This is a genomic window from Arsenophonus nasoniae, assembly GCF_004768525.1.
Classification (GTDB): Bacteria; Pseudomonadota; Gammaproteobacteria; order Enterobacterales; family Enterobacteriaceae; genus Arsenophonus; species Arsenophonus nasoniae.
Genome location: NZ_CP038613.1, coordinates 1,430,222 through 1,451,058, shown reverse-complemented (window position 1 = coordinate 1,451,058; position 20,837 = coordinate 1,430,222). Strand labels below are relative to the sequence as shown.

Annotated in this window: 21 protein-coding genes and 4 pseudogenes; 12 read left to right on the top strand and 13 right to left on the bottom strand. The window is 40.5% G+C overall.

All coding sequences use genetic code 11. From position 1 onward, the window contains the following. Window positions 1-110 precede the first annotated feature (110 nt). From ArsFIN_RS07125 to fliR, 6 genes and pseudogenes are all read left to right on the top strand, one after another. Window positions 111-758 (top strand): annotated as a pseudogene (locus ArsFIN_RS07125) (FliM/FliN family flagellar motor switch protein); the annotation flags it as partial. Next, window positions 755-1,174: a flagellar motor switch protein FliN gene (gene fliN / locus ArsFIN_RS07120; protein WP_026823272.1), complete on the top strand. Its 420-nt coding sequence runs from the start codon at window positions 755-757 to the stop codon at window positions 1,172-1,174. The pseudogene ArsFIN_RS07125 and the gene fliN, both read left to right, overlap by 4 nt. Before the next feature lie 3 nt (window positions 1,175-1,177). Beyond that, window positions 1,178-1,627, top strand: a complete 450-nt coding sequence (gene fliO, locus ArsFIN_RS07115) for a flagellar biosynthetic protein FliO (RefSeq protein WP_051297066.1) — start codon at window positions 1,178-1,180, stop codon at window positions 1,625-1,627. After that, a complete protein-coding gene (fliP, locus tag ArsFIN_RS07110; RefSeq protein WP_026823271.1) occupies window positions 1,620-2,357 on the top strand; it encodes a flagellar type III secretion system pore protein FliP in 738 nt (245 codons plus the stop codon). The genes fliO and fliP overlap by 8 nt, the downstream gene beginning before the upstream one ends. An 8-nt stretch (window positions 2,358-2,365) precedes the next feature. Further along, entirely contained in the window at window positions 2,366-2,635 is a 270-nt protein-coding gene (gene fliQ, locus ArsFIN_RS07105) for a flagellar biosynthesis protein FliQ (RefSeq protein WP_026823270.1), read from the top strand. A gap of 2 nt (window positions 2,636-2,637) precedes the next feature. Further along, window positions 2,638-3,423 carry a flagellar biosynthetic protein FliR gene (gene fliR / locus ArsFIN_RS07100; protein ID WP_026823269.1) on the top strand — a complete coding sequence of 262 codons (786 nt, stop codon included), beginning with the start codon at window positions 2,638-2,640 and terminating at the stop codon, window positions 3,421-3,423. 149 nt (window positions 3,424-3,572) lie between these two features. On the opposite strand, the gene ArsFIN_RS07095 is transcribed toward fliR, so the two are convergent. The 12 genes and pseudogenes from ArsFIN_RS07095 to flgB all read right to left on the bottom strand — a co-directional run bounded on the left by ArsFIN_RS07095 (window position 3,573) and on the right by flgB (window position 14,766). After that, window positions 3,573-4,346, bottom strand: coding sequence for a transporter substrate-binding domain-containing protein (locus ArsFIN_RS07095; protein ID WP_051297065.1), 774 nt, complete (start codon window positions 4,344-4,346; stop codon window positions 3,573-3,575). Between the two features lie 450 nt (window positions 4,347-4,796). Beyond that, entirely contained in the window at window positions 4,797-5,735 is a 939-nt protein-coding gene (flgL, locus tag ArsFIN_RS07090) for a flagellar hook-associated protein FlgL (RefSeq protein WP_026823267.1), read from the bottom strand. A gap of 25 nt (window positions 5,736-5,760) precedes the next feature. Continuing rightward, window positions 5,761-7,383 carry a flagellar hook-associated protein FlgK gene (gene flgK / locus ArsFIN_RS07085; RefSeq protein WP_167876671.1) on the bottom strand — a complete coding sequence of 541 codons (1,623 nt, stop codon included), beginning with the start codon at window positions 7,381-7,383 and terminating at the stop codon, window positions 5,761-5,763. A 121-nt stretch (window positions 7,384-7,504) separates the two neighbouring features. Continuing rightward, window positions 7,505-8,431: a flagellar assembly peptidoglycan hydrolase FlgJ gene (gene flgJ, locus ArsFIN_RS07080; protein WP_210409102.1), complete on the bottom strand. Its 927-nt coding sequence runs from the start codon at window positions 8,429-8,431 to the stop codon at window positions 7,505-7,507. Continuing rightward, window positions 8,428-9,561, bottom strand: coding sequence for a flagellar basal body P-ring protein FlgI (locus ArsFIN_RS07075; protein WP_210409115.1), 1,134 nt, complete (start codon window positions 9,559-9,561; stop codon window positions 8,428-8,430). Before ArsFIN_RS07075 ends, flgJ begins: the two co-directional genes overlap by 4 nt. Next, window positions 9,562-10,206, bottom strand: coding sequence for a flagellar basal body L-ring protein FlgH (locus tag ArsFIN_RS07070; RefSeq protein ID WP_406929871.1), 645 nt, complete (start codon window positions 10,204-10,206; stop codon window positions 9,562-9,564). 163 nt (window positions 10,207-10,369) lie between these two features. Next, complete coding sequence (gene flgG, locus ArsFIN_RS07065) at window positions 10,370-11,152, bottom strand: flagellar basal-body rod protein FlgG (RefSeq protein ID WP_026823262.1); 783 nt, start codon at window positions 11,150-11,152, stop codon at window positions 10,370-10,372. A 23-nt stretch (window positions 11,153-11,175) separates the two neighbouring features. Then, complete coding sequence (locus tag ArsFIN_RS07060) at window positions 11,176-11,922, bottom strand: flagellar basal body rod protein FlgF (protein ID WP_026823261.1); 747 nt, start codon at window positions 11,920-11,922, stop codon at window positions 11,176-11,178. A 14-nt stretch (window positions 11,923-11,936) separates the two neighbouring features. Further along, window positions 11,937-13,172, bottom strand: a pseudogene (gene flgE / locus ArsFIN_RS07055) (flagellar hook protein FlgE). 31 nt (window positions 13,173-13,203) lie between these two features. After that, window positions 13,204-13,925 (bottom strand): annotated as a pseudogene (locus tag ArsFIN_RS28550) (flagellar hook assembly protein FlgD). Between the two features lie 12 nt (window positions 13,926-13,937). Beyond that, window positions 13,938-14,342 (bottom strand): flagellar basal body rod protein FlgC, encoded by a 405-nt coding sequence (gene flgC, locus ArsFIN_RS07045; RefSeq protein WP_026823260.1) that lies wholly within the window; start codon window positions 14,340-14,342, stop codon window positions 13,938-13,940. 16 nt (window positions 14,343-14,358) lie between these two features. Next, window positions 14,359-14,766 carry a flagellar basal body rod protein FlgB gene (gene flgB / locus ArsFIN_RS07040; RefSeq protein WP_026823259.1) on the bottom strand — a complete coding sequence of 136 codons (408 nt, stop codon included), beginning with the start codon at window positions 14,764-14,766 and terminating at the stop codon, window positions 14,359-14,361. 210 nt (window positions 14,767-14,976) lie between these two features. Here flgB and flgA point away from each other — a divergent pair, with 210 nt between their 5' ends. The 3 genes from flgA (at window position 14,977) to ArsFIN_RS07025 (ending at window position 16,478) form a co-directional block, all read left to right on the top strand. Then, window positions 14,977-15,636, top strand: coding sequence for a flagellar basal body P-ring formation chaperone FlgA (gene flgA / locus ArsFIN_RS07035; protein WP_051297064.1), 660 nt, complete (start codon window positions 14,977-14,979; stop codon window positions 15,634-15,636). Window positions 15,637-15,736: 100 nt separating this feature from the next. Continuing rightward, window positions 15,737-16,030, top strand: a complete 294-nt coding sequence (gene flgM, locus ArsFIN_RS07030) for a flagellar biosynthesis anti-sigma factor FlgM (protein ID WP_026823257.1) — start codon at window positions 15,737-15,739, stop codon at window positions 16,028-16,030. A gap of 4 nt (window positions 16,031-16,034) precedes the next feature. Continuing rightward, window positions 16,035-16,478, top strand: coding sequence for a flagella synthesis protein FlgN (locus ArsFIN_RS07025; RefSeq protein WP_034249838.1), 444 nt, complete (start codon window positions 16,035-16,037; stop codon window positions 16,476-16,478). Window positions 16,479-16,732: 254 nt separating this feature from the next. On the opposite strand, the pseudogene ArsFIN_RS07020 reads toward ArsFIN_RS07025, so the two are convergent. Further along, window positions 16,733-17,777, bottom strand: a pseudogene (locus ArsFIN_RS07020) (FHIPEP family type III secretion protein); the annotation flags it as partial. Window positions 17,778-18,116: 339 nt separating this feature from the next. Between ArsFIN_RS07020 and ArsFIN_RS07015 the strand changes: the two are divergent. From ArsFIN_RS07015 to ArsFIN_RS07005, 3 genes are read left to right on the top strand one after another with little or no spacing between them, the layout of a single operon-like run. Beyond that, entirely contained in the window at window positions 18,117-18,479 is a 363-nt protein-coding gene (locus ArsFIN_RS07015) for a GtrA family protein (protein WP_026823253.1), read from the top strand. Then, window positions 18,479-19,405 (top strand): glycosyltransferase family 2 protein, encoded by a 927-nt coding sequence (locus ArsFIN_RS07010; RefSeq protein WP_135677606.1) that lies wholly within the window; start codon window positions 18,479-18,481, stop codon window positions 19,403-19,405. The genes ArsFIN_RS07015 and ArsFIN_RS07010 overlap by 1 nt, the downstream gene beginning before the upstream one ends. Then, on the top strand, window positions 19,395-20,837 hold the full coding sequence (locus ArsFIN_RS07005) for a glucosyltransferase domain-containing protein (RefSeq protein WP_135677605.1): 1,443 nt from the start codon (window positions 19,395-19,397) through the stop codon (window positions 20,835-20,837). Before ArsFIN_RS07010 ends, ArsFIN_RS07005 begins: the two co-directional genes overlap by 11 nt.

Genomic DNA, 20,837 nt, shown 5'->3' with positions numbered 1-20,837 from the left:
GGAAATGTTAACTGGCACTAAACACAATAAATCGATCCCCATCTCCTTTTTGCAATAAGGGATGGCTTTTGCTACTCACTTTAAAAGCGATTCAATTTCCTAACCATGAACCCAATTTAGTCTATATTGCGGTCGATAATTTATTTGGCGGCGACGGTAGGTTTCCCACCCCGGTAGATGGACGTGAATTTACCCATACCGAACAGCGTATTATTAATAAAATGATGAAATTGGCGCTTGATGCCTATAGTGATGCCTGGGAAAGTATTTTCAAAATCCAGGCAGAATATGTTCGTTCTGAAATTCAGGTAAAATTTACCAATATCACTTCCTCGCCTAACGATATCGTTATTACCACGCCCTTTTTGGTGGAAATTGGCAATATGATTGGGGAATTTAGCATTTGTATCCCTTTTGCCATGATCGAACCGCTACGCGAAAGATTAATCAATCCGCCGGTAGAAAATGTTAAACAAGATGAAGGCGTCTGGATGGAAGGCTTGGTTAATCAAGTTAAATATTCCGAATTGGAATTAATCGCTAACCTGATTGAACACCCAACACGGCTCTCTAGGATCCTGAAACTGCAAAAAGGGGATGTCATTCCTGTCGAAAAACCGGAACGCCTTATGGTTCATGTCGATGGCGTTCCCGTACTGACCAGTAAATACGGAACATTAAATGGGCAGTATGCCCTGCGCGTCGAACATCTTATTAACCCAGTTTTAAACGCTCTGGAAGAGGAACAAAAACCATGAGTGACACTAAAGATTTTACTGAAAATCAAGCTAAAACCTCGGCTGAGGATATCTGGGCAGAGACTATCGCTCAGCAATCGAAACCGCCTAAACCAACCGATAATGGACCGGAGATCTTTGATAATTTGGAAATGCAAGATATCGAAAATCAATTTTCAGATATCAATATGATCATGGATATTCCGGTTAAACTGACGGTTGAACTAGGTCGCACCAAAATGACCATTAAAAAGCTATTAAATTTAACCCAAGGCTCAGTGGTTTCACTGGATGGTCTGGCCGGTGAACCGTTAGACATTTTGATCAACGGTTATCTGATCGCACAAGGCGAAGTGGTGGTGGTTTCTGATAAATATGGTATTCGGATCACCGATATTATTACCCCTTCAGAACGCATGCGTCGGTTGAGTCGATAGATTATGCCAGCTTATTCTTCTTTTCTAATTGCTGGAGCGGCAGATAATGCTACTCCTGTATTAAAAGGGGGCATAACCACTAATAGCCCCTCCCTACTTTCAGGCAGTAGCATGTTAACTGAAATGAGTAGCTCGCTATTACTGATTATTGGCGGTTTATTGGTGACTTTATGGTTAGTACGCCGTTTTTTACCCAAACGCTATCTGACCACTCGCTCAAGCGCAATTAAGGTAACGGATAATTACTCACTCGGTAATAAAGCCAAAATTACGATTATTGAAGTTGAAGGACAGGCACTGGTGCTCGGTGTCACCGAAGAAAACATAACCTTATTGCATAAAATGCCGGCCAAAACCGAACCGAATGAACAACAGCAGTCAACTTCTGTTCCACCCTCTTTTGGTCAATTCATGAAGACATGCTCAGTAAAAAGTAGAAACCATGATGCGTAGACTGCTATTTTTATTATCCAACACGTTATTTTGGCTGCCATTGCACGCTTATGCCGCTATTCCTGCGATTACTAGCCAACCCTTAGCCAATGGCGGCCAAAGTTGGTCATTACCAGTACAGACACTTATTTTTATTACCGCTCTCGGTTTTATCCCTGCGTTGTTGCTGATGACAACCAGTTTTACTCGTATCATTATCGTACTGGGTTTATTGCGTAATGCGTTAGGCACTCCGACTGCCCCACCTAATCAAATTTTATTAGGCTTAGCGCTATTTATGACTTTTTTTGTCATGTCACCGGTATTTGATAAAATTTATCAAAATGCCTATTTACCCTTTAGTGAAGAAAAAATTACCATTGAAGTGGATTTATCAGAAGGTGCCAAACCCTTACGTCAATTTATGTTACAACAAACCCGTCAACCTGATTTAGCACTGTTTGCCCGTTTAGCCAATGATAGTGAGTATCAAACCCAAGCTGATGTTCCGATGCGTATTTTAGTACCAGCATTTATTACCAGTGAACTGAAAACGGCTTTTCAAATTGGTTTTATGCTATTTATTCCTTTCCTGATTATCGATCTCGTGGTTGCCAGTGTCTTAATGGCGCTGGGCATGATGATGGTTCCGCCTGCTACCGTTGCGATGCCTTTTAAATTAATGCTGTTTGTTTTGGTTGATGGTTGGCAATTAATTTTAGGCTCATTAGCGCAAAGTTTTTTTAATTAGGAGTAAAAATGACACCGGAAACAGTGATGGGGCTTGGTATTGATGGTATGAAAGTGGCATTAGCATTAGCAGCACCCCTGTTGTTGGCAGCGTTAATCAGTGGTTTAATTATTAGTTTATTGCAAGCAGCCACGCAAATTAATGAGATGACCCTCTCTTTCATTCCTAAAATTATCGCTGTTTTTATTACTGCGGTAGTAGCCGGCCCGTGGATGTTACAACTATTTATCGAGTATACCCGTCAATTAATAACGCAATTACCGCAACTTATTGGTTAATGATGATCACTTTTAGCACCGATTTTTTTTATACCTATATTAACCAATTTTTTTGGCCATTTGTGCGGGTATTAGCTTTATTTAGTATTGCCCCTTTTTTTGGTGAAAAACAGATCCCTAAAAAAAGCAAAATTGCGTTAGCCTTACTGATCACTATTTTAATCTCTGCGGCAATACCACTACCACAAATCCCGCTTTTTTCCGTTATCGGATGTTGGATCTTGATACAACAAGTTTTAATCGGCTTATTAATGGGACTGACGATGCAAATCGCCTTTGCCATCGTTCGTTATGCGGGAGAAGTATTAGGCATGCAGATGGGGCTCTCTTTCGCCTTATTTGTTGATCCAGCGGCCGGCCCCAATATGCCAATTATTGCGCGTTTTTTTAATCTATTATTGTTATTACTGTTTTTATCTTTCGATATTCATCTTTGGTTATTGTCCCTATTGGCAGATAGCTTTCAGCTTATTCCAATCCAATCAATATCATTAAATAGCCAAAGTTTTATATTAGTAGCTCAAACGGCGGGAATTATTTTTTATTATGGTTTACTATTAGCACTACCTATTTTAACCTTACTATTAATTATTAATATCAGTTTGGGGATCTTAAATAGAATGACCCCCCAACTTTCAATTTTTGTTGTCGGCTTCCCACTGACACTTTTAATTGGTATTTACCTATTACCTCTTTTAACCACTATCATTACCAAATATGCTGAGAAGATATTTAACGATATTCTGAGTCAATTAAGTTTGATACTGCTTACATTAGCGGGAAAGTAATATTTTTCTAAACACTTTTTTTTCCTATCGTATTAACTTTTAAATTGTTCGTCTACTGCCAAATAAATCTATAATATTATGGGTTATTTTTGTGCTAACTGAATAATAAGTTAATAAAATATTTACCTATCAGCAGAGCAGCTAATCATTTATTTCGGTATTGCTATCCATTCAGACACAATATTGCGATAAACACCGGTCTTTTTATTTAAATGTATCCATTGATCGACATAAAGTTTCCAGCTCATATCATCACGCGGTAGCATATAAGCTTTCTCAATATATTGTAGTGGTCTCTTTGGATTAAGTGCACATAACTTAGTTGGGTAATGCTTTTGTTGATAAAGCGCTTCTGATGCATCAGTCACCATAACATCAAATTTTTTATCAATAATTTGCTGGAATATCGCCGCATTATCATGCGTCAATTGCAACTGGGCATTAGGTAAATAGCGATGGGCAAAAGCCTCATTGGTACCACCAAAGGGTGCAATCAAACGTACCGTCGGTTTATTGAGTTGTTCAATCGTTTGATATTTCGCTTTATCGTCACAACGGACTAATGGAATTTTACCATCAACCGCGAGCGGCGCAGACAACCAGGTCGCTTGCTGACGTTTTAAGGTAACCGAAATTCCCCCAACCGCAATATCACACTGTTTGCTGTGAAAATCTGTCATTAATGTATTCCAGGTCGTTTTCTGCCATTTAACTTTAGCCCCCAGACTCGCAGCTAAATTTTCCATCATGGTAACATCAATGCCTTCATATTGACCATTCTGAAGTAAATGAGTATAAGGCCTATAATCACCTGTTGCGCAAACCGTTAAGGTTTTGCTTTTCATTACTCGGTCAAGATGAGACTGCGCCTGTGCCGCTGCGCTTAAGAAAACCAGGCTGACTACTGTCAATTTCTTCATCATGCTTGTTCCTTTTTATCCCAGGAAATTGTTTATCTAAACAAAAGCTAGCTAAACAAGATTACCCTCAATTACGAAATGAAAAATAGCAAAATTTATTCAATCTTACTATTTTTTCAACATTATGAAACTGTTATTTTTTGATATTACGTTATACTTTTTGACGTTATATTATATATAGTAACTTGATCGGTAATTCAATAGATATTAATCGTATTCTATTTTCCTGCAATAATATTGAATCGATATTTAATATAACGAATTAACTATTATTGAATAATAAAAATAATTTTCCAGCTATTAATTAAAATAAATAAGATATAAATAAAAAATAGAATAGAAGAAAAAAAATAAAAAACCAGGAGAAAGTCATCCCCTGGTAAAAATTTCATTTTATTTATCGGTTTATTTTGCCGTTTATTTTATAATCTAAAAATGCATTAACAAAATGATTCAGCGCAATAAGTTAAATAAAGATAAATCTTTCATTTGAGCAAATAAACTATAAGAAGCCTGCAATATCGCCTCTTCCTGATAATATTCCGCTATCTCAGCAGCCATATCAGTATTCGTCAATTGGCTTTGCCGCTCTTTCAGTAGCAATGAAACATCTTCACTACGACTATTTAATTGTTCTACTTCCTTTAGTTGCGAGCCAAGTTGACTGCTAATTGTGGAAAGGCTTTTCATGGTATTTTGCAAATCACTATGTGCACTATCGATATTGGCTGCCAATATACTTTGTGCCTGAGGATTTGCTGATTGATAAGGCGTTTTTAGCGTATTAATTGCAAGATCCAACGACTGAAAAATATCGCCGCCAGTTGCAGTCTGCAAAACTTGCTGAGCTGTGAAATTTACCGTCACTTCACGATCAGCATCAATATGCTGCTTAATGGCATCTTGGCTACCTTGATAATTAACCACGCCATTAGTCCCTACCACTAACGGCACAGTATCGGTTTTATAGCCGGCAAACAGATAACTACCTGAACTATCTTTACTATTGGCTAAGCCCACTAACTCAGATTTTAAACTTTCCAGCTCTGTGGCATACGCTTGTCGAGCATCTTCGCTCATGATCGATTGATTAGAGACTGCCACAAAAGTTTGCTTAATACGGCGCGACAGATCTTCCATTTTCTCAACTACCTGCAACTGTGATTGCATCTGATGCTGAGAAAAATTACGCGCCGTTTTATATTGTGCCAAACGGGTTTGTGTTTGATTAATCTGTAAATTTTCTGCTGCCGCGGCTGGATCATCGGCGGATTGTAATAGCCGTTTTCCGGTCGTTATACGCTGATATTTATCTGCCAGTTGTGACTGAGAATACATCATGCTATTTGTTTTCTGATAATGCATAAATTGGCTACTTAAACGTGTTGTCATCACTATTTCCTTATTAATCTTGTTATCAGAAAATACGCATCAAAGTTTCAAACAAGCTATTGGCCGTCTGAATTACCTTGGCGTTTGACATATAAAATTCTTGCATGCGGCTCATTTCAAGATATTCCTCATCAAGATTGACACCGGAAACTGATTGTTGCTTCTGCAAATAACTCTTGGTGATCACTGATTGGGCGGTAAAATCAGCTTTTGCCTGATTGGCTTTCGACGCAACATCACCGGCAACCGCAGTATAAGCTTTGCTAAGCGTAGACGTTCCATTAACCAACTTTTTATCTTGTAATGCCAATAGATTCTTAATATTGGTATTATCTGCTTGTCCAGTACCCGCCTGGCTGGCAGCGGCAATACCTGCGGGATTTGTTATCGCAACCGATAAGCCACTAATAACTTCATCAACGGATTTGATAATAAACTTGTCACCTGCTTGCGGCGCTGAAGTTGGGGCAATTTCCATGCCATCAAAAGTTAATTTTTTACCGTGATTAGCCGTGGCTGCTGTGCTAGTAACATTTACCGACGCCCCAGTTGACTGTTGAGTAACTACCCAGTTATTGCCATCAAACATCATGGCATAATCAATGCCTTTAACTTGGGTAGCATCAGTAAATTGAGTAGCAAAACTACTGGTTCCCTGATTTTGATTATGGGAAATGATGCTCGGTTTGCCAGTCTGAAACAGTGCTTGACCAGCATTGCCCTGCAAATCAAACCCGGCCTGCTGAACCTGATTGATACTCTCGGTCAGTATTAAACCCAGCTGATTAATTTTTTGCCGATTTGGCTGGAGTACTTCATCACGTACCGCCAATGCTCCGGCTAATTCCCCGCCAGTTATTGACCTAGTATCAATTTCTCGTGGCGGATTAATGCCATCATCATAAGCCAATGTGATTTGAGCGGGATCAGCAGCCGAGGATATAGCCGTAATTTTGTTGGCTTTAGTACCATTAACTAAGGATAAGCCATTAGCAAGATTAATATTGATAGTATCATCTTGGCGAATAACACTAATGCCAGCCACCGTTGATAGTTCACGTGTTAATTGATCACGTCGATCTAACATCTCGTTTGGCACATAGCCTTGTAGACCTTTGATTTTTGTCATTTCACCGTTTAGTTTGGCCACTTGTTGCGCCAGTTGCGAAACTTTATCGGCCATCTGGCCAATATTGCCATTAAGCCGTTGTTCCATTGTGTTAAATTGTTGCTCAACGGATTTAAAGCGACTAATCATGGCTTGAGCTTTATTAATAACCTCAGTGCGCAAGGGCGCAGAAGCGGCATCGGTTGACAAGGTTTGCAAACTAGTAAAAAATTCTGTCATCGATGAGGCTAAATCGGTATCAGAAGCCGACATCAACTTATCTAGCTCTAGGGCAAATTCGGCATAAATTTTCCGCTCACCTTGTTCGGTTACCGCTTTGTTATAATGCGCATTGATAAACTCATCATATTCGCGTTGAATACCACTCACTTTGACACCATTTATATTATTATTGCTGCCATCGGTAGCCAATGTGGTGGTTTGCCGGTGATAACTCTCGACTTTAGAATTGGCAATATTACTACCAATGGTTGATAACGCAGTTTGCGCTACTTTCAAGCCGCTCATTGCGGTATTCATTAAACTGCTGGACATAGTCAGTTCCCTAATAAATTCGGATACTGCCGGTTAACCGACAGTAAGATAGTCGTTTTACGCAATAAAACATCGGCCAAAACCAGCAAAACTTAAGTAATGCGCCTCAAAAAAGATCGCTTAGATCATGTTGATAGATTTGCTTTACCTGCGAAGTGGTATTTTTCAACTGTTGAATCAGTTGGATCAGTTTTTTCGCATAACCCGGATCGGTGGCATAACCGGCCGCTTGTAAGGCAATTGCTGCCTGCTCAGGTGTGTTGGCGGCGGCGACTTTAGCATAACGTTTACTTTGGGTTAACAAATTAACATAGTCAGTGACTGCCTCAAAATAGGAGGGATAAACCCGAAAATCGTCGCGTATTTTCACGGCCTTACCATCAATATACTCGGTAGTAACAATATTGGTCACTTTACCGCGCCAATTTTTACCTGCCTTAATACCAAATAAGTTATGACTGGGGGTGCCTTCGGCTGTCAAAATTTGACGCTGTCCCCATCCTGATTCTAACGCCGCTTGAGCGACTATCAGTAAATGGGGAATACCACTATTTTCACTGGCAATTCTGGCAGGGATAAACAATTTGGCCAGAAAACTAGCGCCATTTTCTGATATATACTTGAGCGCACCGGCCGCTTCTTCTGGTACAAAACGGCGAAAAGCGCTTACAAACTGTCTGGGGAGATCAGTATTCAGTAATGGCGCCGGCTTAATATCCTCGGGCTCATTCTGATGCCGGCTTAACTGTTCCACCATCAGATCCGCAAATCCCAAGCTTTTACGCGACAGATCTTGAGCTAATTGTTGATCATAAAGTGCAGTATAGAGACGGCTTTGTTCACTACTCAGTAATCCTTCTTGCGGCAAGGCAGAGCGCATACTTTTTAGCATCATCTGCACAAAAACACTTTCTAATTGTTCAGCGACCTGGCGCAGCCCCTGTTGGGGCTGCTGGCTTACTTGATTCTTTAAGGCATTTAATGATCTGGCGTCATAAGCGGCACCCACCATGGTGGAAAGATCTTTCATCAAATGATCTCCAATTTAGCCCGCAAACAACCGGCACTTTCCATTGCCTGTAAAATTGACATTAGGTCGGTTGGTGTCGCACCTAAGGCATTTAACGCACGGATCACTTCATTTAAATTAGCACTGGCATTGACTTTATGTAAGCCATCATGTTTTTCATTCAAGCTGATATCGGTGTTACGTGTCACCACCGTCTTACCACCGGCAAAAGGGGTATCAGGCTGACTAACATTAACCCGACGATCAACCGTGATTGAAAGCCCACCTTGGGAAATAGCGCAATTATCTAACATCACACTGCGATTCATGACTACCGAACCGGTACGCGCATTTAAAATAATTTTTGCATCAATCGGCACTGATTTAATATTGATATTCTGAATTTGCGCCAAAAAACGCACTTGTTCACTTTGGCTAGCCGGCAATCTGAGTTCAACCGTTCGGGCATCCAATGGTGTTGCAGTACCAAAACCTTTAATCCGATTCACGGCATCGGAAATGGTCTGTGCCAGCGAAAAATTTTCTTCATTCAACTGTAAGTTAAGCGTGTTAATTTTACCAAATTGACTAGCCAGTTCACGTTCAATTACCGCGCCGGCACTAATCCGTCCACCGGCCAATTGATTAACCTTGATACTACTACCACCAGCACTGGCACCTGCTCCCCCCACCACAATATTGCCTTGGGCAACCGCATACACCTGATTATCAGCGCCTTTTAATGGCGTCATTAAAAGGGTGCCACCACGTAAACTTTTTGCATTGCCTAATGAAGAGACAACGACATCAATCGTTTGTCCGGCACGGCCAAAAGGGGGCAATTTGGCCGTGATCATCACCGCCGCCACATTTTTTAACTGCATATTGGTACCTGGTGGTACAGTGATGCCTAATTGAGAGAGCATATTACTCATACTCTGGGTGGTAAATGGCGTTTGTGAAGTTTGATCACCCGTCCCATCCAAACCGACCACCAAACCGTAGCCAATCAGGGCATTTTCTCGCACTCCCTCAATACTCGTCAGATCACGAATACGTTCTGCTGGTACCATGCTCGAACATAACAATAACATTGGTAATGGTAACCACAATAGTAACTTACCTAACAATGAATCAACCATAAGCTTCCTCAGTTAGAATGGCGAAATATTTAACAAAATACGCTGCAACCAGCCCATATTTTGCGCTTCGTTAATATATCCATCACCCACATACTCAATACGTGCATCCGCAACCTGGGTTGAATTCACAGTATTACTACCGCTAATCGTTCTTGGATTAACCACACCAGAGAAACGGATATATTCGGTGCCCTGATTAATCGCGATCTGTTTTTCACCCACTACCTGTAAGTTACCGTTTGCCAGTAATTTAGTGACTGTGACCGTTATTGTTCCTTTGAAGGTATTATTGGCATTGGCGCCACCTTTGCCACCAAACTCATTTTCCCCTTCCATGTCAAACTGTAACTTATCAACTCCCACCAGTTTATTTAACACCTGCGGTGTGGCCCCGGCTGAAAAACCGCTTTTTCCTTTACGACTGGCATTGGCGGACGAATTTTTACTGGCACTAACATTTTCTTGTAAAATGATGGTCAATGTATCGCCGACATGGCGGGGACGTCGATCTTCAAATAGCGGCTGATAACTGTAATTAACCGGTTGACTGGCTTGATAAATTGAACCAGTTACCTTAAGGTCTGGCCTTTCTGCCGGTTCAACCGTTGTCGGACCCGAGACCAATGGCTTTTTCGGTATATAAGCACAGCCCGACATTATTACTGCCAAGCAGATAATGCCAAACCGCCATCGATTTCCCTCTCGCGGGGAAAACGGCCTAAAAATAAGCGCAGCCAAACTGGCGATGCTTTTTTTATTCATGTTAAAAACTCTTGTATGTTCACCATCACAATGGATTGCGACTGTGATGGTAGCTGAATTAAAGCTGCATTAATCGCTGTAACATTTGATCAGAAGTGGACACCGCTTTACTATTAATCTCATAAGCACGTTGCGTCTGGATCATGCTGACTAACTCTTCAGCCACATTGACATTCGATGTCTCAACATAACCTTGATAAAGTAAACCCGCCCCATTAACACCCGGTGCCGTTTCAACCGGTACGCCTGAACTATTGGTTTCCAAATAAAGATTTTCACCAATACTCTCCAGACCGGTTTCATTAACAAATGTGGTTAATGCTAATTGGCCAACTTGCTGTGGTTCAGAATTACCTGGTATGACAACACTAACAATACCATCATGACTGATGGTAACTTTAAGGGCTGTTTCTGGCAGAACAATGGGCGGTACAACAGCAAAACCACCAGCAGTAACCCGTTGATTATTTTGATCAACCTGAAAAGCACCATCACGGGTGTAAGCGTCAGTGCCATCAGGCAATTGAATATGGAAAAATCCCTGGCCTTTAATAGCAACATCTGTACTACCATTCGTCTGCGATAAATTACCCTGACTATGTAATCGTTGTGTCGCAATAGGACGAACGCCGGTTCCTAGTTGTAATCCCGAAGGTGATAGGGTCTGTTCCGACGTTAGCGATCCAGGTTGACGTAACGTTTGATACATCAGATCTTGAAACACTGCTCGCCCGCGCTTAAACCCATTGGTGCTGACGTTAGCCAGGTTATTAGAAATGACATCCATGTTAGTTTGTTGAGCATCAAGCCCAGTTTTGGCAATCCATAAAGAACGGATCATTATTTGTTTTCTCCCTTAATAACTTAACTAATGGCTAACAGTTGATTAGCACGTTGGGCGTTATCATTAGCACTATGAATAACTTTCATTTGCATTTCGAAAGTGCGTGCATTGGCTATCATGTCCACCATCGCTTGTGCCGGATTGACATTACTGCCCTCTAATACTCCCGACAGTAATTTGACACTATTATCCATCACTAAAGGTTGGGCATTAGGTTCGGCAAGATGAAATAACCCCTCTTCACCACGTACCAACTGTTGCGCTGAGGGTTTCACCCGTTTGATCTGACCAACCTGACCTAATTGGGTGGGCGGAGCTGTTGGGATATAACCGGTAATAATGCCATCTTCAGCAATCGTCAGTTGCGCCTGCGGCGGAACCATAATTTCGCCACCATCGCCCATTAATGGGCGATTTTGGATCATTAATTCACCATTAGCTGAAATTTGTATATTGCCATTGCGGGTGTAAGCTTCCCGGCCATCAGCTAATTGCACCGCTAAATACCCCCCATCACTCAGCGTCACATCCAATGAACGGGCGGTATAGTTCATCGCACCAGCACGCTGATCCGTGCCTGGTGTTGAAGCAATGGTGAGTGTGCGGGTCTGGTGCCCTACAGAGCCTTCAATCGGTACAAAACGCGAAGCTGCTAACTGGGCTTTAAAACCGTTGGTTGAAACATTAGCCAAATTATTGGTGATCACCGATTGGGTTTCCAATGCATGACGCGCACCATTCATGGCGGTATAAATGACATGATCCATCTAATCATCCACCATTAACGTAGATTAACCAAAGTTTGCAACATTTGATCTTGGGTTTTAATGGTTTGGGCATTAGATTGATAATTGCGTTGCGCCAGGATCATGGTCACCAATTCCTGTCCCATATCGACATTAGAGGCTTCTAAGGCATTGGCGGTTAACTTTCCGAGAATACCGGTGCCGGCAGTGCCAATAATTGGCGCACCAGAACTGCCAGTTTCTGACCAAACATTATTACCTTTCGCCACTAAGCCACCTGGATTGGCGAAATTGGCCAATATTACCTGACCAACTAATTGCTGTTGACCATTAGCATAAGAAGCTCGAATTGAACCATCTTCTTCAAAACTGAAGCCAGTAAATTGCCCAGCCTGATAACCATTTTTCTCTAAACGAGAAATATCTTAACTCGCTAAGCGTTGTTGGCGTGAGTCAGCAAAATTAAAATTAATCGTACTGGCCGCACCACCGTTATGGGCGGCTAAGTTAAAGTTAAAATTAGCGGCACTTGTTAGCTGACCATTTTGATTAAAAGAGAGGGTGTGGCTTGGTGCACCTGGTGCTGCCTGGCTAGGATCAACCACATAGATATCCCATTGTGTATTTGCTGCACCCGCAGCGCCAGGGCGCTTAGCAAAATAGACATTGAGTGCCCGCTCATTACCTAAACTATCAAAGGCTGTCACGCTGGAACTATAACTATAAGTTTTGTTATCAGTTGGATTAAACACAGTCGCACCTGTCGCTGCAATGGCTGCCTGACCCGAATCTAAATTAGCCGTCATCCGAATATCATCGGTCGCTCTGGCGTTCATCATATCCGTTTGGATAGTGATTGGAGTTGGCAATGCACCTTTCTGAATGGTCGGCACACCATTTAACATCGCCACCGGATAACCAGTGACCACCATCCCTTGCGGGTTAACTAATTGGCCTTTAGCATCTTTGCCAAACTGACCGTTACGGCTGTAGAAAATATCACCATTGGTATCTTGTAGACGAAAAAAGCCACCACCAGAAATCGCCAAATCCGTTGCCCGATTAGTTTTGGTGATCGAACCATCATTAAAATTTTGTTGGATACCCGCCAGTTTTACCCCTAAGCCAATACCTGAACCAGCGTAGACATCAGCAAAGGAAGCTGAAGCACTTTTAAAACCAAAAGTCGCCGAATTGGCAATATTGTTACCGATGACATCCAGGTGGCTGGATGCCACATTTAATCCACTAATTGCTTGTGAAAAGGCCATATGCCCTCCATATTCATTTTTATCTATTCAATTACAGAACCTGACGGATTTCGTCCAATGAAACACTGTTACCTAAACCAACATCCAGTAATACACCCTCCGCGCCATTAGTAACGCCATTGACCAAAGCGTAATTTAATGATTTGACATGCACCTGGCCTTGAGCAGTAGTTGCCGTGACAGTAAACTGATAACTACCAACCGGTAATGGATTGCCATCATTATCTTTGCCATCCCAACTAGCGTGATAAACATCCGGTTTAAACCCTTGTTCATGCTCCATTGTTTTGACAATTCGACCCGTTTTATCGCTAATGGTGACTATGACTTTGTCTGCTGGACGGATTAATTCAAAACCAAATGGGGTAAAAAAGGTTTCATTGGTGCCAGACGCAGTTGCCTGAGCATTTTTTTTTCATATAGGGTGATTTTATTACCTGCTATCATCACGCCCTGGCCAACTAATTTGGTCGCATTTAACGCCTGGCTGGCATGCAGTTGACCAGTTAAACCACTCACCGTTTCATTCAGTTTTTCCACGCCCTGCACGGTACTGATTTGGGCTAACTGGGTGGTCAGTTCATTGTTTTGCATCGGGTTGGTCGGATCTTGATTTTTCATCTGGGTCAGTAATAGCGTCAGAAAATTATTCTGAATATCGTCACTGCCTTTTTTCTTAATATTTTGCTGTGAAGCCGGAGCACCGACTCTGGAGTTGTCCAGTGATTCATTAATTGAATTTACAACGCCCATTTATCTTCCTTTCTATTGGCCTAAGGTTAATGTTTTTTGCATTAACGATTTAGTTGTATTCATCACTTCGATATTGGCTTGGTAACTGCGCGAAGCAGAAATGGGATTGATCATCTCGGCAGTGACATCGACATTAGGTTTACGAATATAGCCGCGTTGATCTGCTAATGGATGAGCAGGCTGATACTCAAGGCGAAAAGGCGACGGATCGTCGACTACCTGAGCAACACTAACGCCACCAATACCATTAGCTGAAAGCTCAGAAACAGAAAAGACCACTTGTTTAGCACGGTAAGGTTCACCATTAGGACCAGTAACACTATCAGCGTTAGCCATATTGCTGGCGCTGACATTTAAACGTTGAGATTGGGCAGAGAGCGCAGAGCTGCTAATTTCAAAAATTGAAAATAGTGACATCATCTATTCCTTATATTTATTGCATAACCGCCATCATGCTTTTTATCTGTCCATTTAAAATCGACAGATCAGTTTGATATTTAACGCTGTTATCAGCGAAATGACTGCGCTCCATATCCATATCGACGGTATTTCCATCCATAGCCACTTGATGTGGAACACGATAAAGTAGATCGGCGGTCAGTGAATTTGCTGGCTGCACCGCAATGTGGTTGACGGATGTAACCGTCATGGACAACTGTTTATCGGTGACTGAATTTGCCATAAGATTTTTTTCTAATTGGGCACTAAAATCGATATCACGTGCCTGGTAGCCCGGGGTATCAGCATGGGCAATATTGGCCGATAAAATAGCCTGGCGCTGATGCCTTAGTGACAGTGCCTGTTGCTGAAAACTCAGCGTTGCATCAAGTTTATCGAGCATAACTTTCCTCAGTTAACGATCTAGGAACCTATTTTTTGCTCCCATTTTTAGGGCAGTAGCTTATACGCAGAAAAAAAAGTCAAAGGCGGGAAAAAACGATTATTAATGGTTTATTTATGCCATTATGGCCGAAATAATGCTCTACACTGCGGGTGATGAAAATAATGGCCAGCGAAATAATAGTTATGAAATAAAATGAAGAGGAAATTTGTGGTTAATCGAATAATTGTATCATTATTACTCTTTGTACCTGTTATCACTAATGCATCAGCTACATTGCAGACCGCACTTCAGGACTATTTTAACCAACAGTATCTGAAGCAAGATAAAGTGAATATTAAAATTCTTACCCCCTCAGAACATTTATCTGTCTGTAATCAATTACAAATTAAACCTGCCCCTTCCCAACAGCACTGGGGAAAATTAACCCTACCGCTGATTTGTGACGATAAAACCTATTATCTGCGCTTAGCCGTTAGCGTTGAAGGGAATTATTGGGTAGCTAATCAGCCAATAAAACGTCATTCGGTCATTAATCAGCACAATGTCGTGGCTAAACGTGGTCTGCTAGAAAAATTACCACGTGGTATTATTCGTGATATTCATGCCTACATAAATAGTGTTAGTTTACGTGATATTGCTGCCGGACAACCAATTAGCCAAAATATGTTGCGCCGTGCTTGGGTTATTCAGGCCGGTAAGCATGTCACTGTTTATGCCCAAGGTCGCCATTTTCAAGTGAAATATGAGGGCAAAGCGATTAATAATGCCGCCGAAAATGAGTCTGTCCGGCTCAAAATGCCAACAGGACAAATTATCACCGCTATTGCACAAAAAGAGGGTTATGCGAAAATTACGCTAAAAAATTAAAGTTTTTGGTCGCTAAGCCGTTATATCACCTATAGAACAGGATAGTGAACATGAATAATGGCTATCACACTTAACCCGATTAAATAACAGGATGTAACTGATGAGCATTGAAAAAACGACACCGCTCAGTGGTATAACGGCGCTTTCGCACCATGAAGAGCCACAGCCACAACAAAAAAAAGTAAAACAATCAGCCACTAGCGAGCAAAAAGATCCCATCTTTACATTAAGTCTGAGTGGGGCAGCAGAAAAACTATTACAAGCAAACAACAAAGATATTCGTGAGCAAAAAGTTGAGCAGATTCGGCAAAAAATTGAACACGGCGAGTTAACCACTGATGCAGAAAAAATTGCGGATGTGCTGATTAAATTAAATACCAGCCAATGTGATTAAATTGATGACGCAAGAAACACTACAGGAGATCCTCATTGAGCAACTTTCCCAGGTAGAAACGCTCAATGAGTTACTCCACATTGAATATCAACTGCTTAATGCTGGCAAAGTTGATTTACTGCGCTTAAATGAAGTGACAGAAAAAAAACAGTATTGGTTGACTGCATTACGCCATAGTGAACAAAAACGCATCACGAGTAGCGAACAGTGCGGTTCTGCCCCGCCCTATCAACAAGATACAACGCTAGCAACCATCTGGCAGAAAATTGAACCCCAAATTAAGCAGCTTTATCAGCGTAATCGTCAAAATGGGCTGATCCTCAAGCAACATATGCCGCTCAATCAGGAGCAATTGGGCTTCCTTAAAAAACGTCATAGCCCTGCCCTGTATGGTGAGCATGGTCAGACAGAAAATATCGTCGCCAGCGGTTACCAGGTCAAAATATAATCCTCAGGCATTGCATGCCAATGCCTTATTCACTCCCAATAAATAAATTAAGATAAATAGCTCTGCTTGACCGTTGAGGATCACTGCAATAGATCGATTCCTTTTTTGCTAACCAATGCTAACCGCATAGGGAGGCAATAAACCCCGTTACCTTTTGCTTTATTTAGTCGGTTAATATTTTATGCAAGAGAATTTTATCGCTGGCAATGAACGCTTTTGCCACACAAAAGTGACTAAAGCGTTCATCGTTAATGTTAACTGGCCGGTTGGCCAATAAAAGAGGTTAAACGAATTTTTCGCTCATCGCTGATTTCAAGACTGGAAACTACAGCAAGCTGCGGTAAGGCTCGGCGTAAAAAGCGTGACATTAAAGGGCGTAAGCTATGATTGACAATTAACACCTGTGGTGCACCCATTAAACTTTGATTATTGAGCGCTTCAATTGCCTGTTGCTCAATATTACCCGCCAGGCCCGGCTCTAATCCACCACCCGATTGCAGTGCCTGGAGCAAAACCCGTTCAAGGCTAATATCAAGACCAATAGCCTGGATCTCTTCTTTATCACCAAACCAGTGCTGGGTAATCGCTCTGGCTAACGCAATGCGTACCAAACTGGTCAGTTCCGTCACCTCTTTTTGTTCAGCGGCATGCTCAGCTAACGTTTCGATAATGGTGTGCATATCACGGATCGGCACCTGCTCACTTAATAAGTTTTGTAATACTTTATGAAATAGGGTCAAATTGATCACATCAGGCATCAGATCCTGAGTCAGTTTCGGTAACTCTTTACTGATCCGTTCATAAAGCTGCTGAGCTTCCTGCCGACCAAATAACTCATGAGCAAATCGACTTAACAAATGGTTAAAATGGGTCGCAATCACCGTACTGGCTGCCACCACCGTATAACCTTGCACTTGAGCCTGTTCGCGTAATGCTTCATCGATCCAAATCGCTGGTAAACCAAAAGCGGGCTCTTGGGTAACATCACCGGTTAATTCTCCTATCGCACCACCTGGATTGATCGCTAACCAACGCCCTGGATAGCCTCTCCTCGACCAATTTTTCTACCCCTTTCATTAAAATACGATAAGCTTCTGGTTTAAGCGCCATATTATCGCGAATATGTAACACCGGCGGTAAATAACCCATCTCTTTAGCAAATTTTTTGCGGATACCGCCGATCCGATTAAGTAGTTCACCGTTTTGTCCCTGATCAACCATCGGGATCAGACGGTAACCAATCTCCATCCCTAATGGATCTTCCGGTTGAACATCATCCCAACTAACCTCTACCGCTTGATAACGTTGCTCAATATTTTGTTGTTGTTCTGCATCTATTACCGGCTTAGCTGATTATGTAAAATAAATTATATTAATATCAATTATTTATAAAAATATAGCTCATTTAATATACACATTTATACGCGAAAACAAGCGATTTCACTCACTATAAATCAATTACTTACGGCTTATAGTGAGTGTATTTTTTGCGGAAATGTCGCTATCCCAACACCAGGGAAAACCAACCAGCCAAAGAGCTGGTTTTTTTATTATCTAAGATTTACTGTGATTATTTACAGTAAATTATCGCCTTACTTATATGGTAAACTTTATAATAAAATTTAAGCATAGATAAATATTGTGACACATTTCACTAAATACTTTTCAATTGGAATTATCAATACGCTTATCCATTGGATTATATTTGCTATTATTATTTCTATAACAGATATTCCACAGGCTTATGCTAATTTGATGGCTTTCTTAGTATCTGTGACGTTCTCTTTTTTTGCTAACGCAAAATTTACATTTAAGAAAGAAGCAACAAGTGGTAAGTACACTGTTTTCACTAGTTTTATGGGAATGATGAGTTACCTGATAGGATGTTTCTCGGATAAATTAAATATTCATCCTGTTATCACAATACTCACATTTTCAGCCATTAGTCTTATTTTAGGTTTCTTATATTCAAAATTTGTTGTATTTAAAGGTATTGAATAATGAAAATTTCATTAATTGTCCCTGTATTTAATGAAGAAGAGGCTATCCCCATTTTCTACAAAAAAGTTCGGGAATGCGAGGGATTAAAAAAATACGATGTTGAAATAATTTTTATTAATGACGGGAGTAATGATGCAACAGAAGTTATTATCAACGGATTAGCAAATAATGACAACTTGGTTGTACCTTTGAGCTTTACCCGTAATTTTGGAAAAGAACCCGCGCTTTTTGCTGGCTTAGATCATGCTACAGGTAAGGCAATAATTCCTATTGATGTTGACCTTCAAGATCCAATAGAAGTTATCCCTCAATTAATAGAAAAATGGAAAAAAGGTGCTGATGTCGTTTTAGCAAAAAGAACAGACCGTCTTACGGATGGATGGTTGAAGCGTAAAACAGCGGAATGGTTTTACACATTACACAACAAAATCAGCAATCCAAAAATTGAAGAAAATGTGGGGGATTTCCGTTTGATGTCAAGAGAAATCGTCGACAATATTAAACAGCTTCCTGAACGCAATCTATTTATGAAAGGCATACTTTCATGGGTTGGTGGTAATATTGATATAATCGAATATACTCGCTCTGAACGAGTGGCGGGTGAATCAAAATTTAATGGCTGGAAGCTATGGAATCTGGCACTTGAAGGCATTACTAGTTTTTCTACCTTTCCTCTCCGTGTATGGACGTATATTGGCTTTTTTGTCGCTACACTGTCATTTATTTACGGTGGATGGATGATAATAGATAAGCTGATATGGGATAATCCCGTGCCAGGCTATCCGTCACTATTAGTATCAATACTATTTCTTGGTGGTGTTCAGCTTATAGGAATTGGCGTTTTAGGTGAGTATATAGGCCGTATATATACCGAAAGCAAACAAAGACCAAAATACTTACTTAAAGGGAGAAAAGATGATTTATGATAGAAAGTGCTTTCTGGTCAGCTTAGGCATAATCGGACTCACAGTATTCCCACTGCTTATTTCAAATATCTATTATCTGGATGATTTATATCGGGTAGTATGGGAGTTTACTGGTTGGGATGGTGATGGGCGACCGTTTTCTCAGTTTTTTTATCGCATATTAATTTTACGTAGCCATATGCTTCCTGATCTGTTTCCTGCTCCCCTAATACTATCGATTGTATTTTTATGCTTTGTATTCTCTTTACTATCAGAAAAATTCGGGAATAGGAAAAGCATTCTGTTTGCACTCTGTATATGCTCTTTGATACTAAACCCACTCTTCAATGCTAATCTGCATTTCAGATATGATTCATCATTCATGGTGTTATCTATAGCATTTGCATTATTGCCTTTCTGTGTTTTATCAAAGAATAAAATAATTTCATTTTTCCTTTCATGTTTATTTATTACTTTATCCTTGACAAGCTATCAAGTATCAATAAATATTTTTATTACATTTTCACTTATTGAGTTATTGCATGGCGCTACTCGAGGAGATATCAAGGGTTCGGTAGTGATGACAGTCAATAGAATGGGAGGCCTTATTGTTGGGTATATTTTCTATTCGAAGATAATTATTGGTCTCACATCTGTTAATGCATACTTTTCCGAATATAGCAGAATCATTAGCTTTGATAAGGACGGTGGATCAAAATTAGCTGAAAACTTATCATCTTCATTTTCATTATTATATGAAAATCAAAACTTCGGTTTCAAAATATTCATTTTGTCAATCATTCTTGTTTATGTATTATCACTGATCGATATAATTTTCAGAAATCACAAAATTATTAATGTGCCATTTTTACTGCTTTCATGGGTAATCACACTATTGTTGTCTATTTTTTTTATTCCCGGCGTCACGGTATTTAGTGAAAACCCACTGTTTATGGCACGCGGTTATGTTGGATTTGGCGGATTTATCGCAGCTATGTTAATCCCTGTCTGCTGGGTTTCATTTAAATACATACGTTATCTAATATTAATTAGTTATATCTATATGATTGGTTTTTCATACGCCGCAAACAATGCCATGAAATTAGAAAACGCCCACATAGAAAATGTTGCAATTCGTATAATCAATGATATTGAAAACAATAGTAATGGAAATGAAATTAAATATATAAATGTTGATGGTGAGCTTCAGCACAACGAAAGCGCCAAAGTAGCAGTAGTAACATATCCATTGATAAATAGCATGTTACCACGAGCTTTTTACTATAAGTATGACGTTGGTCAGTTTGTGCTTAACAGACTTGGATTGCCAGATATAAGGTACACAAATTCAGATTCACGTGATGGTTTTAAAGAATGCTCATCCAAAAAATCAAGATACTACTACGACATTTGTTTTGGAGGCAATAATACAGCTTACATCACATTCAAATAG

Bases quoted from the DNA above. Each gene is read 5' to 3' on its own strand.
- fliN (WP_026823272.1), top strand. From the start codon at position 755: ATGAGTGACACTAAAGATTTTACTGAAAATCAAGCTAAAACCTCGGCT.
- fliO (WP_051297066.1), top strand. From the start codon at position 1,178: ATGCCAGCTTATTCTTCTTTTCTAATTGCTGGAGCGGCAGATAATGCT.
- fliP (WP_026823271.1), top strand. From the start codon at position 1,620: ATGCGTAGACTGCTATTTTTATTATCCAACACGTTATTTTGGCTGCCA.
- fliQ (WP_026823270.1), top strand. From the start codon at position 2,366: ATGACACCGGAAACAGTGATGGGGCTTGGTATTGATGGTATGAAAGTG.
- fliR (WP_026823269.1), top strand. From the start codon at position 2,638: ATGATCACTTTTAGCACCGATTTTTTTTATACCTATATTAACCAATTT.
- ArsFIN_RS07095 (WP_051297065.1), bottom strand. From the start codon at position 4,346: ATGATGAAGAAATTGACAGTAGTCAGCCTGGTTTTCTTAAGCGCAGCG.
- flgL (WP_026823267.1), bottom strand. From the start codon at position 5,735: ATGACAACACGTTTAAGTAGCCAATTTATGCATTATCAGAAAACAAAT.
- flgK (WP_167876671.1), bottom strand. From the start codon at position 7,383: ATGAATACCGCAATGAGCGGCTTGAAAGTAGCGCAAACTGCGTTATCA.
- ArsFIN_RS07070 (WP_406929871.1), bottom strand. From the start codon at position 10,206: ATGTCGGGCTGTGCTTATATACCGAAAAAGCCATTGGTCTCGGGTCCG.
- flgG (WP_026823262.1), bottom strand. From the start codon at position 11,152: ATGATCCGTTCTTTATGGATTGCCAAAACTGGGCTTGATGCTCAACAA.
- ArsFIN_RS07060 (WP_026823261.1), bottom strand. From the start codon at position 11,922: ATGGATCATGTCATTTATACCGCCATGAATGGTGCGCGTCATGCATTG.
- flgC (WP_026823260.1), bottom strand. From the start codon at position 14,342: ATGTCACTATTTTCAATTTTTGAAATTAGCAGCTCTGCGCTCTCTGCC.
- flgB (WP_026823259.1), bottom strand. From the start codon at position 14,766: ATGCTCGATAAACTTGATGCAACGCTGAGTTTTCAGCAACAGGCACTG.
- flgM (WP_026823257.1), top strand. From the start codon at position 15,737: ATGAGCATTGAAAAAACGACACCGCTCAGTGGTATAACGGCGCTTTCG.
- ArsFIN_RS07025 (WP_034249838.1), top strand. From the start codon at position 16,035: ATGACGCAAGAAACACTACAGGAGATCCTCATTGAGCAACTTTCCCAG.
- ArsFIN_RS07010 (WP_135677606.1), top strand. From the start codon at position 18,479: ATGAAAATTTCATTAATTGTCCCTGTATTTAATGAAGAAGAGGCTATC.
- ArsFIN_RS07005 (WP_135677605.1), top strand. From the start codon at position 19,395: ATGATTTATGATAGAAAGTGCTTTCTGGTCAGCTTAGGCATAATCGGA.